Source organism: Paenibacillus assamensis DSM 18201 (genome assembly GCF_000422445.1).
GTDB lineage: Bacteria > Bacillota > Bacilli > Paenibacillales > Paenibacillaceae > Paenibacillus_B > Paenibacillus_B assamensis.
This window is the reverse complement of sequence record NZ_AULU01000003.1, coordinates 418,207-435,238: the sequence shown is the minus strand read 5'-3', so window position 1 is coordinate 435,238 and position 17,032 is coordinate 418,207. Positions and strand designations below refer to the sequence as shown.

Annotated in this window: 16 protein-coding genes and 2 pseudogenes; 15 read left to right on the top strand and 3 right to left on the bottom strand. The window is 34.5% G+C overall.

Going from position 1 to position 17,032, the window contains the following annotated elements; translation table 11 throughout:
• The first annotated feature begins 597 nt into the window (after positions 1-597).
• From H580_RS0101865 to H580_RS26335, 10 genes and pseudogenes are all read left to right on the top strand, one after another.
• Positions 598-1,179 (top strand): hypothetical protein, encoded by a 582-nt coding sequence (locus H580_RS0101865; protein ID WP_028593283.1) that lies wholly within the window; start codon positions 598-600, stop codon positions 1,177-1,179.
• Positions 1,172-2,386, top strand: coding sequence for a hypothetical protein (locus H580_RS0101860; protein ID WP_028593282.1), 1,215 nt, complete (start codon positions 1,172-1,174; stop codon positions 2,384-2,386). Before H580_RS0101865 ends, H580_RS0101860 begins: the two co-directional genes overlap by 8 nt.
• A gap of 315 nt (positions 2,387-2,701) precedes the next feature.
• Positions 2,702-3,127 (top strand): annotated as a pseudogene (locus H580_RS22980) (transposase); the annotation flags it as partial.
• A 135-nt stretch (positions 3,128-3,262) separates the two neighbouring features.
• A complete protein-coding gene (locus H580_RS0101850) occupies positions 3,263-4,585 on the top strand; it encodes an ABC-three component system protein (protein WP_028593281.1) in 1,323 nt (440 codons plus the stop codon).
• Positions 4,542-5,069 (top strand): hypothetical protein, encoded by a 528-nt coding sequence (locus H580_RS0101845; protein ID WP_245583459.1) that lies wholly within the window; start codon positions 4,542-4,544, stop codon positions 5,067-5,069. Before H580_RS0101850 ends, H580_RS0101845 begins: the two co-directional genes overlap by 44 nt.
• Entirely contained in the window at positions 5,066-7,042 is a 1,977-nt protein-coding gene (locus tag H580_RS0101840) for an SMC family protein (protein ID WP_028593279.1), read from the top strand. Before H580_RS0101845 ends, H580_RS0101840 begins: the two co-directional genes overlap by 4 nt.
• Before the next feature lie 263 nt (positions 7,043-7,305).
• Positions 7,306-7,461: pseudogene (locus H580_RS0101835) on the top strand (TCP-1/cpn60 chaperonin family protein); the annotation flags it as partial.
• Positions 7,462-7,972: 511 nt separating this feature from the next.
• Entirely contained in the window at positions 7,973-9,268 is a 1,296-nt protein-coding gene (locus H580_RS0101830; RefSeq protein WP_028593277.1) for a helix-turn-helix domain-containing protein, read from the top strand.
• 316 nt (positions 9,269-9,584) lie between these two features.
• Positions 9,585-9,770, top strand: a complete 186-nt coding sequence (locus H580_RS26940) for an aspartyl-phosphate phosphatase Spo0E family protein (RefSeq protein WP_036604296.1) — start codon at positions 9,585-9,587, stop codon at positions 9,768-9,770.
• On the top strand, positions 9,727-9,972 hold the full coding sequence (locus H580_RS26335) for a hypothetical protein (protein ID WP_169449335.1): 246 nt from the start codon (positions 9,727-9,729) through the stop codon (positions 9,970-9,972). The genes H580_RS26940 and H580_RS26335 overlap by 44 nt, the downstream gene beginning before the upstream one ends.
• An 8-nt stretch (positions 9,973-9,980) precedes the next feature.
• On the opposite strand, the gene H580_RS0101815 is transcribed toward H580_RS26335, so the two are convergent.
• The gene (locus H580_RS0101815) at positions 9,981-10,424 is read right to left on the bottom strand and encodes a hypothetical protein (protein ID WP_028593276.1); all 444 of its coding nucleotides are present in this window, start codon (positions 10,422-10,424) and stop codon (positions 9,981-9,983) included.
• A 436-nt stretch (positions 10,425-10,860) separates the two neighbouring features.
• Between H580_RS0101815 and H580_RS0101805 the strand changes: the two genes are divergently transcribed.
• The 5 genes from H580_RS0101805 (at position 10,861) to H580_RS0101785 (ending at position 15,400) form a co-directional block, all read left to right on the top strand.
• The gene (locus tag H580_RS0101805; RefSeq protein WP_028593274.1) at positions 10,861-11,538 is read left to right on the top strand and encodes a hypothetical protein; all 678 of its coding nucleotides are present in this window, start codon (positions 10,861-10,863) and stop codon (positions 11,536-11,538) included.
• Positions 11,539-11,867: 329 nt separating this feature from the next.
• Complete coding sequence (locus tag H580_RS0101800) at positions 11,868-12,488, top strand: undecaprenyl-diphosphatase (protein ID WP_281167944.1); 621 nt, start codon at positions 11,868-11,870, stop codon at positions 12,486-12,488.
• A 208-nt stretch (positions 12,489-12,696) separates the two neighbouring features.
• On the top strand, positions 12,697-13,674 hold the full coding sequence (locus tag H580_RS0101795; RefSeq protein ID WP_028593272.1) for a hypothetical protein: 978 nt from the start codon (positions 12,697-12,699) through the stop codon (positions 13,672-13,674).
• A gap of 189 nt (positions 13,675-13,863) precedes the next feature.
• A complete protein-coding gene (locus tag H580_RS25295; protein WP_051217146.1) occupies positions 13,864-14,514 on the top strand; it encodes a TetR/AcrR family transcriptional regulator in 651 nt (216 codons plus the stop codon).
• Between the two features lie 25 nt (positions 14,515-14,539).
• Positions 14,540-15,400: a CPBP family intramembrane glutamic endopeptidase gene (locus H580_RS0101785; RefSeq protein WP_028593271.1), complete on the top strand. Its 861-nt coding sequence runs from the start codon at positions 14,540-14,542 to the stop codon at positions 15,398-15,400.
• 105 nt (positions 15,401-15,505) lie between these two features.
• Here H580_RS0101785 and H580_RS0101780 read toward each other — a convergent pair whose 3' ends face one another.
• A complete protein-coding gene (locus H580_RS0101780) occupies positions 15,506-16,252 on the bottom strand; it encodes a hypothetical protein (protein ID WP_028593270.1) in 747 nt (248 codons plus the stop codon).
• Positions 16,253-16,670: 418 nt separating this feature from the next.
• Positions 16,671-17,000: a YflT domain-containing protein gene (locus H580_RS0101775; protein ID WP_028593269.1), complete on the bottom strand. Its 330-nt coding sequence runs from the start codon at positions 16,998-17,000 to the stop codon at positions 16,671-16,673.
• Positions 17,001-17,032: the final 32 nt, after the last annotated feature.

The following is a 17,032-nucleotide window of genomic DNA, read 5'->3' as shown; positions in this document are numbered from 1 at the left end:
GTACAAGTAAAATCCCAAATAAGAAGATTAAGAACAAATAGATCAATAGTAAAATCTTTCTCGCTATCAAATGTACTCACCTCTTGTTTTTTATTAACTCCCAATTGGATCGGCTACACTGGATCGGCTACACTTAGTTGGACAGAAAAAATAAGGGTTAGTAGAATAAGAGCAATATGACAAGGAGCGGATCTACTATGCCAAAACAAAGACGCACGTTTTCTTCTGAGTTTAAGAGATAGATGGTTCAATTATTCGAGAATGGGAAGCCAAGAGCAACTATTGTAGATGAGTGCGAGCTGAGCGTATCTGCCTTGGACCGTTGGATTAAGCAGTGGTTTAAGGGAGTGACTTTGTATAATTGATTACAAAGAGAAGGTGGAATCAATCTAGAATGTATGATAAAACTCTCTTTCTTCCCTGCAATAATAATGTTGTTCCACGAAGTGTTATGCTACAAATTAATGAATGATTATTTGAAAATAATCATTCATACCCATTATATGCTAATATTAAGAGGAGCCGAAATAGTAATTTAGCACTAGTGATATTTGATAACTAGGCTCTGCCCTATGATTACGTGAAAGGAGGAGGACAGTGTACTACCTAATTGTATTTCTGCTTATAAGTTTAGGAGTTTTAATGCAACTTGACATTTTCTTCTTAGATGAATATGCAGCTACATGTCTTAATGTTAGTGCTCTTTTCTTTACAATAGCAGGTATTTGCACTGGCTCAATAAACAGAAATGTGTATAAAGCAATATCAAAAGCGATCAATTTTCTAATGATTACTGTTGGGGGAATTTATTTTTTATTGGCGATTATAGGTTCAGGCTTTACTTGGTACGAAGACATTAAATTTCATATGTTAAAAATTGATTCAAATGCAGTTCTTCTAATTGCTTTAGCTGCGACGATTGGAACTATTGTCTTGGGTAGAAAATATTCGGAAAATAGGTCGCGAGCGGATGCGAATAAAATTAAAGACTTGAACGACGAAATATCAAACCTAAAAAATAAAATAAACAATAAAGATGAGAAATATATCGAACTAAAAGAAAAATATATTGAACTTCATGCACAAAATCGGTCGCTTATCGAAAAGCTTAATCACACAACTAACGTTATGGGGGAAATGATTAAAAAATATGAGGGGGAGAAACACGAAAATGAATAATCAAAGGTACAATATCAAATTTAAGCAAGAGGAAGTTGGGTACGTAAAGCCTTGGAGAATAACAGATTTTATTGAAAAGATAACTACTCTACATTACAAAAAAGAGTTACTAAAAGAACTAAGCAACAGATTCGAGATTGGAGTGAAGCCGGAAAATATTTTGTTGTTTGAAAAGTCATTTAATATACATCGTAGCTACTCCAATCTGAATGAGAATTGTTTGTTAACACAGAGGGGAGCAAAGTTTACATATCATCTGGGGAACTTTATCTCACTATATCCTAATAAAGACATAACAGCGATTTCGTTGTTATTCGAATTATTTTCTTACTCTTACACATTATTAAATAAGTCTCGAATTAAACTGTATAAGGAAAGATTACATGTATATATAACTGATGTTCTTTCCTCCAACAATAAGGAGTTAAATGTTAGTACTTTCATGGATGATCTTAATGCTCGATCCATCGAATTATCAGATGAGGATAGAGCGGAGGTACTTAATAAGGTACTTGAGAAAATAAAAGAAGTTAATCAAAAGTATGCTTCTTTTAATGTGGAAAAAAATGAGTTTGAACAAATCGAACAATTTTTTTCAGATATGCATATTGATGGGAAATTAAAAATGAAAAGGTATAAAAGATTGTTTGAGAATCTCATGTTTAAGTTTTATAGAAAGTTCAATGATATTCATAGACCAATAATTGGGATTTTCAACGAAGAAACAAAGTCGGTAGAGATTTTAGCAATAAACTTTATAAAAAAAGAGGGGAATGATAATACCCAAATTGATTTAAAGAGCGTAACTCATAACAGCCCATATGAGATATATATCGCATCAGGAGTTACGGTTGTTTCAATGTTATATCAAATGTATTGTAATAAAATTGATGAAAGTTCATTGATTGAAATCACTGAATACACAGTTGATGAAAATGATACTCAAGATGAATATTCAGAGTTTGAAGATAATGCTGAAGTATTTGACGAGGAAAAATGGCTCGAAAATTTGAGAAAGCTTGAATCGTTTATTGCTTACGAGAATATCCCCATAGATGAACTTAAAGATAATGATTTAAACGAAGAAGTAAAGTATATCTTAGAAGCTATTAAAATGAAAGTAAACAAATCTTTTAAGAAAAATTTCGAAGATAATAATTTCATTTCTGGCGATATTGAAATAGAACGAAGTGAGGAAGCGGTTTAATGTGCCTGGAAAAGTTCAAGTTGCACGTTGTAGATTAGCTGGACAGAGTCTATGAAACAATAAAGGAATTGATGCTTGAAATTATGATGTTACGGATGAGTACTTATATATTCCTAATGTAAGTAGTATAAAGATTAATGAATAATCTAGACAAAAATGTAGAGGAGTTGGTGTTGTGAAGACTGATAATTGAGCATTTTGCATAAATCTTAGTCCTTGCTTTACAAAGGTTTTTGAGCACAAAAAAAGGACTTCACCCAACTTGGAGAAGTTTTCAAGTGACCAAACGAGAAAATCCAAGGGAGTGAAGTCACTATGTATATTCTCCAAGAAAGTCTATTTTTCTTTGAGGAGCTTCAAAAAATTGAATCTAAGGAACGACTGCCTATCTTTTTCAGTGCACTGGATTTGCGACCTTATGCCAAAGAATTGAGGAGTCGTTCACCCCGTGGTGCGGACGGTCATTGCAGGCAAGGGATTCTGAGTGCGTTACTTGCTGCACCGCTTGAGAATATCGATACCTTTACTGGTTTGCACCGTCGTTTGGATGTCGACCTTCGCTTTCGTTACCAATGTGGGCTACCGCTGGACCGTGAAGCTCCATTAAGCCGCGTGTTCGCTGAATTAACCAACAAAGGGCTGGCTAAACGTTTATTTGACGATCTGGTTGCGCAATGTAAGGAAGAAGGCATCATCGACGGCAGCCATGTTGCGATCGACAGTGCAGCGATTCATGCCTATAGTTTCTTTTTCATGAAGTAAATAAATATTACGATTTATAATGGTGGTAAATTGTTGGAAAAGATATAATGAAATACAGCAGATAACGACAGGAAAGTAAATATTTTATCATATTGTAGAATGAGGGAATCAAAAATGGATGGTAACTTAGAACTACTGAAAGAAGCCTACCGTGGAAAGAAAATAGTTCCTTTTATAGGAGCAGGATTATCCACGCCTTTTAAAATTCCAACTTGGACTGAATTAATCAAGAATATTACTGACACATACGCAAAAGGAAAAATAGAATCACTGTTAAGGAGTTCTGTTGATTGGCACCTTGAGAACTATGATTACTGGGGTGCAATTGATCAATTAAAAAAATATGCAAATTTAGCGGATCAAGATATTCAAAAAACAATTGTGAAATTGATAAAAGAAAAAAGAATTCAAGTGGAGGATGTGAGCCTTCACAATTATTCTGATTTGGCAAAAGAAAATTTTTCTCTTTACCTGACAACTAACTATGAAAATCTCCTTTATGAACATATAAAGTGTGATACAGTTCCAATTTTGCTAAAGGAATTGGATTTTAGTACTCAAGACATGTTTGATGAAAAACGAATTTGTCATCTTCACGGGTACACATCTAATCCGGGTTCTATAGTCTTAAGCAGAAGTAGTTACGAATCACTTTATCAAAATGAGAAGTATGGTGAATTACTAAAAGCGGTAACAAGTAGTAAATATTTATTGTTCATGGGTTTTTCATTTGATGATAAATTTGTGAGTGATTTAATCAAAGACTATAAAGAATATTTTAATGGGATGCACTATATTCTTTTGAATAATCCTACCCAAGATAGAGTGAGAGAACTACGAGATGAATACGGGCTAATTACTATTCCGTATGATACAAGTGGTTCCTCACATGTGGCTGAGATAAGAAGAATCTTAAATTATTTAAGTGAAAATTTATCAGGCTATACTTCAGAAAATATTCATGAGGTGGAGAGTAAAGCTGATGATTTGATTAACTCAGTTGCTCTTGGTGCAGGTTTAGCCCATTTTAAAAAAAATTTGAAGGGAAACCTGTTTTATAAAAAACTAAAACTCGAAAATGTTGATGAATCTATTATTGAATTAAGTTCAATTTTTTATGTAGCTTCCGAAGAATATATTCGTGCTTTGAAAAAGACTGGCATGTCTTTAGAAATTATAGACGCGTTATTAGGTAAGGTATTCACCCAATATAAGGTGTTATTTATTGATGCATATGAGAAACATGGTGATAGTAGTGCCTTTGTGAAAGTAATTCATGAAAGTTTGAAAAAATTTGATTTTGGAAGGTATGAAAAACTATTTGAAAACAATAAGTCTGATGAAAATGAAAACAGAGGGTTCATTCACCTATTAGCTGAGGATGAAGAAATGGATGTTTGGTGGGGAAAGGAACGATTTGATGAGAAACCAGACTAAACAGAAAAATAAAATGACGTCAGTTCCTCACTCTATTGAACTTTTATTTAATAATGAGAAATTAGACATAATGAAAATTCTATGTTTAATGAATGCTTTTGCATCAAAGAATCATAAGCCAAGAAAAGTGTCAGAAATCATGTTTTATTATAGTCTTATTAATTTTGATCTGATCCAACTATTTAATAGTAATGAAGGAAATATGAAAGGCTCAATCCCTTCTCCAAATATGTATTTTCGTTTTCAGACTAAGCTTAATGAAATTCTTCTCAAAATGGTACACCTTCAATTCATTGAAATTAGAGGTCAAGTTGTTGATAAAATTGATTCTATGAAAGTCGAATTAAAACCAACTGGAAAAGAGTTTTATGAAGCAATTGATTCGGGATTTTTTGATGTACTTAAAAATAACTACATAGATGCTATTAATAGTGTTAAATTCACAGTTAGTAATCAGAAAGTAATAAAGGGGGTGCAACAGTGAGTCGTATACTTATAAGAAAATTAATTATTCAAGGGCTGATGTATAGAAGGACAATAGAATTTAATGAGGGACTTACTATCATTAGTGGTGAAAAGACCTCAGGAAAATCACTAGTACTTAGTTTAATAGATTATTGTTTTGGAAAGAGTGGAAAGATTGATTTGTCAGTTCAAAAAGAATTAGCATCGCATTGTGATGAGGTCTTTCTTGAAATGAAAATCAATGATGAGGTAATCACTCTTAGGCGACCAATCAAAGAAAATCAGACTAAAATAAGTATATATTTCTGTGCATTCGAAGAGCTTGATACTTATACACCTAGAGTATTTGGGATTAAAGAGGCAATGAAGTTTTTAATGAGAAAGCTAAATATAAATGAGTATAAACTAATCAAAAATAAAAAACATAGTAATGAAAAAGAGATAGAGAGTATTTCTTTCAGGGACATATTTAGATATGTGTATATACACCAACATGAGTTGGGAACTAATAACTTCTTACAGAATATTGATGCATTCAAACGATATAAAAATCCTCACGCTTTCAAACTTATGTTTAATTTAGTTGAAGCTGATAAAAATGAATTAAGTGATAGTTTGGTCAGAACAGAGAATGAAATTGAAGAGACAAAAAAAGATATATCAGGACTGGTCTCATATCTGAAAGATAAAGATGCTGAGGATCGAATTGGGTTACAAGCAAAGTCAGATAAATTTATTGAAAGTATTGATGAACAAAAGAAAATTAAAACAGCTATTATTAGTAATAGTAAATCTAACAGTAATAATGAGAATGAGATGTATATCAAGCTCAAAAAAGATCTAGAATTAATAACAAATGAGATCTATGATTATCAAAGTAAAAAGAAGCAAATACAGCTATCTATTAATTCTAAAAAATTATTATTGGAAGAGTACAACATTGAGCAGGCTGAAGTAGATGCAACTTTGGAAGTGAATTATAAACTAGTGATATCAGAACAACAAATTGAATGCCCTCTTTGTAACTCAAATGTAGTGAATACTACCAGTGAGGTAGAGGGTGAAAGTAAGAATTCAGAAAAAATGTTGCGCAACGTAAAAAAAGAAATTACAAATAAAATAGTACTTGTAACAAATTTGATGAAGCATGAAATGAAGAATATTGAAGAAATGGATATCCATATTAAGAGGCTAACAAAAAAGCAAAATCTATTTAATGAAGCAATAGTGGAATTCACAAAAGAAACTGATGTCCCTTTCCTTTCTCAAATCGATAGTATAAATGTAATGATAAATAGACTTATTAAAGATCATGAAATGATTAAAGAGGGACTGAGAATTCATCATAAAATTGATGAGAAAAAAAATCATATTATTGGATTAGAAGCTACGGCTCTACGTTATAAAAATGAACTTAATGATCTACAGGTTAATGAAGAGTACAAAGAAGAAGTCTTTAGTTTTCTTGATAAAGAATATAAAAAAATAATGTATAGATTGAAATATAATACAGATGGCGCGACTTATATAGATGTCGAAAGTCATATTCCTTATTTTGAAGGTGCGAGTGTATATGTACATGAAAGTGGCGGATTATTAGAATGTATGCAATTGTCATACTTAGGAGCCATATTAATAAGTAAAGTGGAAAATTATGCTCTCGGTCATCCTGGTTTTTTATTATTGGATTCTATCAGTAAATATTTTGGAACGTTGAAAAAGAATGATCAGGAAGAAGAAAAATTAGATGTAGAGAAAACAGTTACTCAGGAAGAAGTTAAATCTATACTTGATGAGAAAAGTAAAATAAATGATCCAGAGGTTTATCAGGAATTATATGAAATTTTAATCGAGTTAAGTGATAATCATCAAATTATCTTGGTGGAGAATACTCCACCTGAAAAAGTTGATAAGTATACTAAGTATACTTTTCTGAGTGGTAAACATGGTCTAGTGGACTTGTCTCAAAATGAACTTACAGATATGAACTAATGACTTAAGGAAGCATCTTGGATCGGCTACACTTAGTTGGACAGAAAAAATGAGGGCAAGTAGAATTAGATGGCTTTAGCTAGTCGATGATAGAGAGTTTTTTTGATCCGAATTAGTGGGTTACTAGTGAGTTAAGGTAAGGTTTGAAGAGATTGTTTACGTAAAGCAATCACCACTTTACAATGTAACTGTGAGCATGAATGCGAGAAGTAGTCATTGCTCTAGATTTGTTATTAATAACTGTGATGAAAATACTCAGAAAGCTTGAAACAGGTATCGTAGGCCCTGCAAAAGTAACTCGATTTGCATTGCAACACGCTGCTTCCGTTGCAGCTATGTTCTTGACTACTGAAGCGGCAATCGCTGATAAGCCAGAAGAGAACAAACCAGCTATGCTTGATATGGGAGGTATGATGTAATAAGGCTGAAAAGCCTTGTGCGTCATGTGCCTAGCAGTGAATTTTCGTTCCAATGGAACGGGAATTTATGAAGCAGTCACTGTTCTGAATTACAAAAAGATCACTTTTTATGGAGTGGTCTTTTTTTTATTGTTAAAGTTCGTATTTTAAGATTTCTTGATGATTGTAGGTTTGAAAGTATGACAATGGGGCGTGGAACTATCAATCAAAGTGTAATTTTTAAAAATTTATATAAGCCCACTGAATTAGAAATGCAATACGATGAAATGTTTAAACGCTTGCATTTCTAATTCCTTATATTTATTTTTTTTTACATGAAACTATAATTGATCTGTATTGACAGCTGGTAAAATTATGTTAAAATAATCTTTCGTAGGATAAGTTTCTGTAAAACTCCCCAAGTAATTCACTTCGAAACTGACATGTGTTTAATCTCACCTTAGACATTCATATTACGATCTCAAAGTTAATTCGATGTTGATTTTTATTAAAATAAGGGTGTGAATGTGAGATGAATGATTCAATTTTTTCACTTGCAGACATGATCAGACACCACAGGTTAAAATTAGGTTTGACCCTTCATGATTTAGCAATTGAGACTAAATTATCTAAAGGTGCGATATCTAAAATTGAGAATGGAAGGCGTAAGAAACCTGAATACAGCACGATTAAATCTATTGCGTCTGTATTGAAGATACCTTACAATGAGTACATCAATATTTATATAGATCTTGAGAAAAATGCAGACACTATGTTTGGAATATTCAAAGAATCCATAACCGTACATGATAACAGTACAAACCTCGTCCGAAAGATAATATTAACCTATCTTAAACTAGCTTCTGATAGTTATGATGCAGTAGAGGAAATTTACAATACTGCCGAACTTGCCAAGAACACCTCGATTAAACATGCAATATATAAAACAATTCTCGACTATTCACGTAGTCACGGTATTATGCGTTTCTTAACAAGGTCACTTTATCAAATGTATCTTGTTGAAAGAAATGACTTCACGAAGCTCCGTCAGACATACGAATCAGGAGAATATGTTTTGAAGTACGTAGAATTCCTACCTCCCAAAGAGCGACTTACATTGTACTATAAACTCGCTGTCCACGCTTTTACTTTGCAGCTTCATAATGAAACTATCAAACATTGCAATGTGATCGTACAGGATGACGCTTCCCATGGAAACATAGAGAAATCTTACGCGTATGGAATGTTGAGAGACTCCCATTTATATCTTGGTAATCTTGATTTAGCAGAAGAGTACTCGATTGAATGTCAAAAACAAAATTCCTCCCAAACCTCCGACAACGATAAATTATATGTAGCATTGCTCAATTCGAAAAAAGGAAACAAGGAGCTTGCAGAATTACAGTTTCAAGATTGTCTTGTGACTTGCTCTGAAGGCTTTATTGCCCATGTGGCAAATGAGTACATTTCTTTTTTACTTTTAGATAAGAAGACTTCGAAAGTCGAAGAGCTTCTTTTGGCGTTGGAAGATAAAATAAATGATTTGACGTTTGCAACTCCAATTAGAAGAAGAGAGTTAGCGTGGTTTTATAAACTTCAAGGGGATTTCTATACTCAAATAAACGATATTAATCAAGCGCTCAATTTTTATATGGACGGGGCATACGAATACTCTCAGATAGATGACATTGACAACGAGCGTGAATGCTTGCAGTTAATGTTTTATCTATATAGAAATAACAAACTCATAGTAGATGTAGAAACGGTAGTTGAAGTGGAACACTACTATGATCGATTCAAGAAGGAGGAGATTGTGTGTGAAAAATAAAGTTGCAAAAATGATTCTTGCGCTCTTCTTGATTTTACCTGTTATTCCTAGTATTACAGATTCGGTCACGACGTTTGGTACTGATTATCCTTGGATAATCAGCAAGTAAAAAGAAAGTCCTCTTACCCCTGAACAGACACCATCAAGTGGTGTCTGTTTTAATTTGTCAATAAACTTATTTAGCGGATTTTGTGGAAACCTGTGTTAATTTAATAATGGGCAAAGGGGAAGAGGACTTGCATTGATAGATGATGGGGTGAATAAGGGGAGGTTCACTCCATCAACGTTATTTCGTACTTAACGTAGGTGATAATTGATGCTTGAGGAAATTGAACATTTACGACTTCGTATGAATAAGGCTTATCAAGAAGGTTTAGAATTGACCGATGCTCAGTTAATTGAGATGAGTCAAGATTTGGACAAAATATTGCTTAAGTACCAAAGGGAGTGTGCTACTAATGAAGCTGAGATTAATAAATTTACGCACAAATTTATTCTCTGATGAGAATAAACGTCTATTGCACAAGTTGGTGGGAAAAGAGATAGATGATGTAGATACTACGAACAAAGCTCATTATTACACTAAATGCGGCTGTATTTATAAAAAATCATATTACAAACGTTTTGACTTTGCAGAAACTTTTATTGATGTATTTGCTTGTTCTTGTGGGGCATGGACAACCAATCAAATGAAGTGCTGGTGAATAGCATGTCATTCAACCACTTCTACATTGTAGGCATAGTTACTCTTAGGAACATTAAACCATATATAGTAGCCATTATAGACATCTAATTCTATAGCATCTAATTTATTATCGAGTATAACCTTTTTAGCTTTTTTATCTGTTTTCCCAATTATTATATTTACTTCATCTTCTAAACCTTGATTGTAAAGAAACATTATATATGACGGCGTACTTAAATAGGTAGTTTCTCTGTTCCACACATACGAGTTTCCACTCTTATTAATAACCGCCAAAGCAAAGAGCTTTTCATGGTTTTCAATCAGCCTGTAATGTTTATTTTTAAATTCTTTACTTAACAGCAAATTTGCTTTTTCAGACTTCAGTCCATAGTCCGTTGCTTCACTTAATGATGAGAACTGTATTGCATCTACATCATTACTAGATTGACCACAAGCCGTGATCCCAAACAACAGTAATGTAATAGCTAGGGCTAGCGCTAAACTTTTTTCATAGTGTCACCATCATTATTCAATATGTTCCTAAATGGAAATGAAGACTATAGTGTGGAATTCGTTGACTTTTTCTGGAGTAATGAGATTAAGAGAAGAATGATTCCGCCTACTAAAAATGATAAAACGAAGATGTTATCTGTTATAGAAGGATACGTCGGCGTAGTGTCATACCCTCCTTGTTGTCCGATAACTGCAATATATGAACCTACCCTAGCTGCTACACGCTCTAATGTGTGTAAGAAACCCGAGAGTACAATAAGAACTAATCCCACCACAGAGTATTTCATACAATCGCATCCTTTCCCTGGATTTATTTTGGTTTTTCTATCCAGTATATAGTATCACATTTCGTACTGGATATTAAAATAAATAACCTTTAAGGAGTTGTGGTATTTTGAAGAAGAAAGTTGTCAGTTTCGCATTGTCACTTTGTTTAGCTTTTTCGATGTTAGGAGTGGATGTATCAGCAAAAGACTCTCAGGAATCTATCGCTAGTGTTCATACTGCATTCGTAGAAGGTGAGCGTGTTACAGTAAAAATTAGCCCGAAAGCTGTGGGGAAAGTTTCAAAAAAACAATTAGACGCGATAGCGAAACAAGCTGGCAATGGCACTATTACCATTCATAATGTACATGAGGCAGAACAACCAATAAACACGGCTTCAATATCATGGACAACTGTAAAAAAAATTTCAAGCCGTGATAATCCCGAAGCAGCCAAACAAATAATTTCGGTTGCACGAGGAGCTACAAAAAAAATCACAAAGAACTTCACGCATAAAACGTTAAGGTCTGTAACCCTCACAGGGGGAGTATCCGTCCCATCAGGCGCATCGCATTCCATCAGTGGAAGTATAACAAATGAAGTATCAAGATCTTATACGGTAGAAGAAACTTGGAATGGCCCGGCTGAAACTTCAAGTTTCCTCTCAAGAATTTACTATTATACGGGATTCTTAGATTACGGCACATTCACGACCGAAGGCAGGCAGTCTACGACAACATACGGTCCGTATAAGGGATCTTATCAAGAACCTACTCATTATGTTGAGTGGAGTCGCGATATAAAATAATAAAGGTAATTACTTTGACAAGCCGAGGATCAAAGCTATGATCCTACGGCTTGTTTAATAGTGACACGAGAAAATTAAAGGCTACTGCCATATAGAAACATTGTGGGTAGTCACTAAGTAGTAGAATGCATATTTAGGAGAATAGACGTTTTGAAATAATTAGTACATTCTGCTATCTAAATCTGGAAAGGTGGTTCACAAACCTAAAATGTTCACATATGTTTGGGGCTGCTATATGTTGCAAACATGTAAGCTCAATCTAAACAATGTAAGTTGATTCGATGGGAGAGCATCTAATCTTTTTTTATTATGTTCTAAAAAGAGATTGGATGGTGCTGAGTTTGGATATTTCAGAAGTGAATCATTCATTGTTTAGGTGGATTAATGATTTAGGAAAAGAATTCCCTTTTTTGAATCCTGCATTTGTTTTTATAGCTGAATATATGGTTGTTTTACTTGCGTTAACTGTTCTTGTTTATTGGTTTACAAGAGATAAAGATAATAGAATGATGATTCTTTGTGCATCAATCGCTTTCATCTGTGCTTTTGCGATAGGGAAGATTTCTGGCGTATTTCACTCGAATTACCAACCTTTTTATGAATTAAACGACGTGAATACATTGGTACATAAAGAAAAAGACAATTCTTTTCCAAGTGATCATACCATGTTATTCTTTACCTATTGTTTTACTTTCTGGCTGTTTAAGAGAGGCTGGTCAATGTTATGGGTATGGTTAGCTGTTCTAGTCGGAATCTCCCGTATATGGGTTGGGGTTCATTATCCTTTAGATGTGTTTACAGGAATATGGATTAGCTTAGCGTCTGCAACTTTCATATATGTAATAGTCCCTAAACGAAGTGTCACACAAAGCATCATACAGCTATATGAAAAATATGAAAGCAAATTTCTATTCAAACGAACAATGAAAAACAAGTCAAAAAACGTGTAGAGCTTTTCTATAATCAGAACGACTGCTTCTAATAGTAAGCAGTCGTTTTTGTGTTGAGAGAATATATGATTAGCTTCCAGAGAAGTGTATATAGTCCCTATAAATCATTGCTCTCTGTGTATATATTGACATAATATGACATAGGATATAATATATAATAATCAATTACATTTGTAGTTATTAATAATAGTCTATGGGAGGTAGTAATATGAATGTAAAAAAAGCTATTCTGGCGACTATGATCGTATCTAGTATGTATGCTGGCGTGGCAATCCTGATTCCTGCGGGAGTCGAAGCGGCGCAAGAGAAGAAGCAAGCGAATAAGAAAGTTCAGATAGACAGCAAGCTGGCTGTTAAGTTGAAAAAAGCGATTAAACAATATGCGGGGAAAGAGATCAAGCTGAACAATTTCGGTGAGAAGACAGAATTCCCATCGAGTGCAAAGGTTGAATCAGTAGACGGAAAATACGCTATCTTTTTTAACATCGGAAGTGGATTTATATGGGAAATTAATGAAAAAGTATCAATAGATAAAATCAGTAAACAGGATCAGGAGAAAGTTCTGAATGTGCTGAAAGGAGCCTATTCCAATAAAACATACGTCTTTGATAAAGAAGTGATCGTGCAGCGAAGCTATGATGGTAAAAAAGAAAAGCTAGGTGTGCCTTTGTCGTATAAATTGACAGGGAAAGATTTTGATGTATATTTCTTCAAAGAGAATCATCCTAAAATGCCTAAAAATGCAGTTAGTGCATTTGAGATAAAGTTTACTAAGGACGAGCTAGATCCGAAGATGCTGGAAACGGCAATAAATGCTGTCAAAACGGTATTCAATCATGATTTGGAAGTAACAGCTGCTAATCTAAGGCGCTTTACTTGGACACTTGAAGATAAAAGCGTACTGCTTGAAATAGAGCAGGGAAAGATCACTACTTTATATCACAAAACGCGTAAAGCGGTAACGACCAACAAGGAAATTACGGAAAATGATGCTAAAGAAGTGGTTGCTCCGCTCGCTAAGGAATTATTCAATATGGACATTGCGAACATGGAAGTGAAGTGGGACAGCACAAATAAAAACTACTACTTCATTAAAGACAACAAGATAGAATTGACTGTGACACTGGATGCCGATAAGAACGTAGTGTTATTAACATCAAGAGCCAGAGCGGTATATGGACGCTAGGTTTATCGAAAACTCCTTTTATTTTAGAACAAATAGGACATTTTACTATACATAATAAATCGAACAATAACCACTTCTTAATCATTTTATTAGGGGGTGGTTATTTTTGTATTGTCATTATCTGTTATTGGTAGTAAGATGAGAATATAAAAATGAGAGTTGTCTCATTTTAAGAAAGGGGAGAGACGCGTGCCAAAAGTAAATGAAGACTATATTTATAAAAAGAAAACGCAAATCTTAGATGCGGCCTTTGTGGTATTTCAACAAAAACCACTATATGAAATGACGATGCTGGATGTGATTAAGGAAGCGGGATTAAGCAAAGGGGGGATATATCGATATTTTGGGGATATTGATGAAGTGATTATCGCTCTACTGAATAGAGAAACAGCTAAAAACAATTATAAGCATAAAATTGATGAGATAGTTGCAAGTACAGATATAACCGTACGTACCATCGAAGCTCTATTTGATTTTCTGGCAAATTATATTCATAATAGTCCAGCTACACTGGGTAAATTTCAATTTGAACTTACTGTATATTATGCCAATCACCCTGAAAAGGTAGAAAAGTTCAAAAGCAATCTCACCGAACAGGAAAATGGTCAATATTTCATAAGCACACTGTTTAACGAGATAACGAAGGGAGTAAATAAGGCAGAGTTTCAGGCTCTCTTTCCGCTGCATGATATCTTTACTTTTATTATGACCTCTATTGATGGTGCCGTTCATAAAGTAGTTATGCAAAGATGTTACAACGTCAATGCCAATCCTATTGATGTCAGACAGATGTTTAAGATGATATCCTGCTCCGTTGTACATATGTTAGGAGTTAAATAATTAAAATTTCCTTGGGGGACTATGTATGAAAAATAAGCAAGTAAAAGAGGTTATCGTATTTTTCATCATTACCATTTTCTTAAGCTTATTTGTATTTTGGGGGCCGCTTGCTTTATGGGGAGTTCCAACTATCGGCTTTAAAGGTGGAGCAGTTGGACCGGTGTGGGCCATTATATTGTTCATCATGGGAGGCTTTGTCCCTTCGATAATAGGTATCATTCTTACTGCCGTTTTTGAAGGTAAACAACGAGTTAAATCCTTTATGAAGGAAGCGTTTCGAGTTAAAATTGGATTCAAATGGGTTTTGGTCAGTGTTCTAGCAGCAGCCTATTTTGCTGTATCTTGGATAGTTATCTATGTAGCTTTGGGTGGAAACTTTCATTATGCTGCATTATTGTCTGTACTACCTACTATTTTTCCGTTGCTAATACTAGGCCCATTATCCGAAGAGTATGGTTGGAGAGGTTTTGCTTTAAAGAGATTGTTAAACATGGTAAGTCCTAACATGGCGAGCTTAATCATTGGGTTAGTGTGGTCTTTATGGCACTTGCCATTGTTTTATATCGTAGGTACGAATTATCATGAGCACCAACTGTCCTTTTTTACTTTCATGATAACGATCACGAGCTGTTGTTTCATTTTTACCTATATCTATATCAAAACAAATCAGAATTTGTTTGCGGCAGTATTATTTCATTGGGCATACACCTTTTTTTCAGATGCAGCACACAGTGGTATGGTAAGGACGGATTTATTTGATGCACTTCAATTTGTACCTGCACTTCTAATTGGACTTGTATTTGCATTTTTGTTGCATCGGAATAAACCAATAGTAAAGAATAGTAATGCTAGCAGTTTACAAAAGACGGAGAAGTTACATATATAACAGAATTAGTCCATAAAACGAAGGGGCTTGACGTAAGGAAGCGGAGGGAGAAGTTTTGAACAGTAAAAGGACCGCTAAAAATATATCCAGCGGTCCGAATTCCAATTATTGTATCCAGTCCGTTACTGCGATTGAGCTAGGTTGAGGCAGTAGAAACGTACCAGTCCCAAGTAATGTATCTGAAAAAATTCCTTTTTTGTACAAGGTAAAGAAAGTGGATTGATAAATAGGGTATCCTACAGCGATAAAAGTTCTACCCCCAGGTATTGGAGGCGCGTAAGCTTTAACAGTAGTGGCAACACCAACTGTATGGCCTACCGAAACCCCGAATTCAGCAGATATAACATCATCATATCCAACACCGAAAGATGTATTTATTGAGGTAGTAACAGACTGATTTGCATTAACATCAATTTGAATATTATCGCAGGTTTGAGTTTTTGGTCTATTACAGAAGTATTTACCTCGTGCTATTTCTTGCCAACCATCAACAAGCTGAGGGCTGTTTTTAACCATTCTGTAGCCTAATAAACTCATTGGTGCGTTGTTTTTTTCTGCTGATTGTTCATTTGGAAGGCTACTAGGGGAGTCGTTGTGTACAATGCGGATAGATACAAGCTGTGCATCTGCTGAAGGTTTTTGTAATCCGTATTTTTCTACTAGTTGTTCTTGATTATTTGGTGTTGCAATAATGGTATCGTTCACATTAACGGGTTGTCCATTAAGATACACAACGTTCGAATTACGTTCTTGGTGCTCAGCTTCAACAATTGTTGTGCTCGGTGCTGCGGATACTAGCGATGTAAGTACGAGTGTTAAAGCCGCGAAAATCAGAAAAATTCGTTTCTTCATCATCATTCTCCTTTAGAGTTTATTTTTTCCAACTAAATTGTAACATGTTAAAGTTTACAGAGCGGCGCAAAGGTGCTTTGTATTTTCCGCAAAATTGTTGCGGTACACATTGCGCTCTTAAATCGATAATTTGTAATCTTATTTTAATTGTAAACACCGGATAAGATGAGATTGACATACAGCAGAATGAACTAGATGTTGGAAACGGTTCTTTTTGCTTAGTGTGATATTGGGATAGTGGTTCTAGTTTTGACATTCAAAAACTCTGTATCACGGAGGGAATCGATGAATCAGATATATTACTTAAAACCACGGGGATAGAATGAAAAAATCCCGGAGCAATGCGTTTTAGCTGCCCCGAGATTAATTTTCTTATGGATATAGTTGTAGAGTGTATCAGGTGAAATGTGAAACGCGATTACACATGCTTATTAGCAATGATAACGAGTCGGCCTCTATCTAGCTGCTCTTCCGCACGATCTGCTTCATATGCGGATAAACCTACGGCTTCCATCTTGTTGCGAAGCTCGTCGCCGCGGGAGTTAAACATATTTTTCATGCTATCAATAAAGCCTTGCTCGCTCATTCCCACTTCTTCGGTATGCAGTGCATCTGAAATGTGTTCGCCTCTTTTTTTAGAATGTGCGAAAATATAAATTTGGTCTCTTGTATAGCCCTGCATTTCTAGCTTCTCCACTTCCAATTTCGCTTGTTTTACATTTTCAACGGTTACATTTACTGCTGTCATAATAATTACCTCCTAATATTTTTAATCATCTA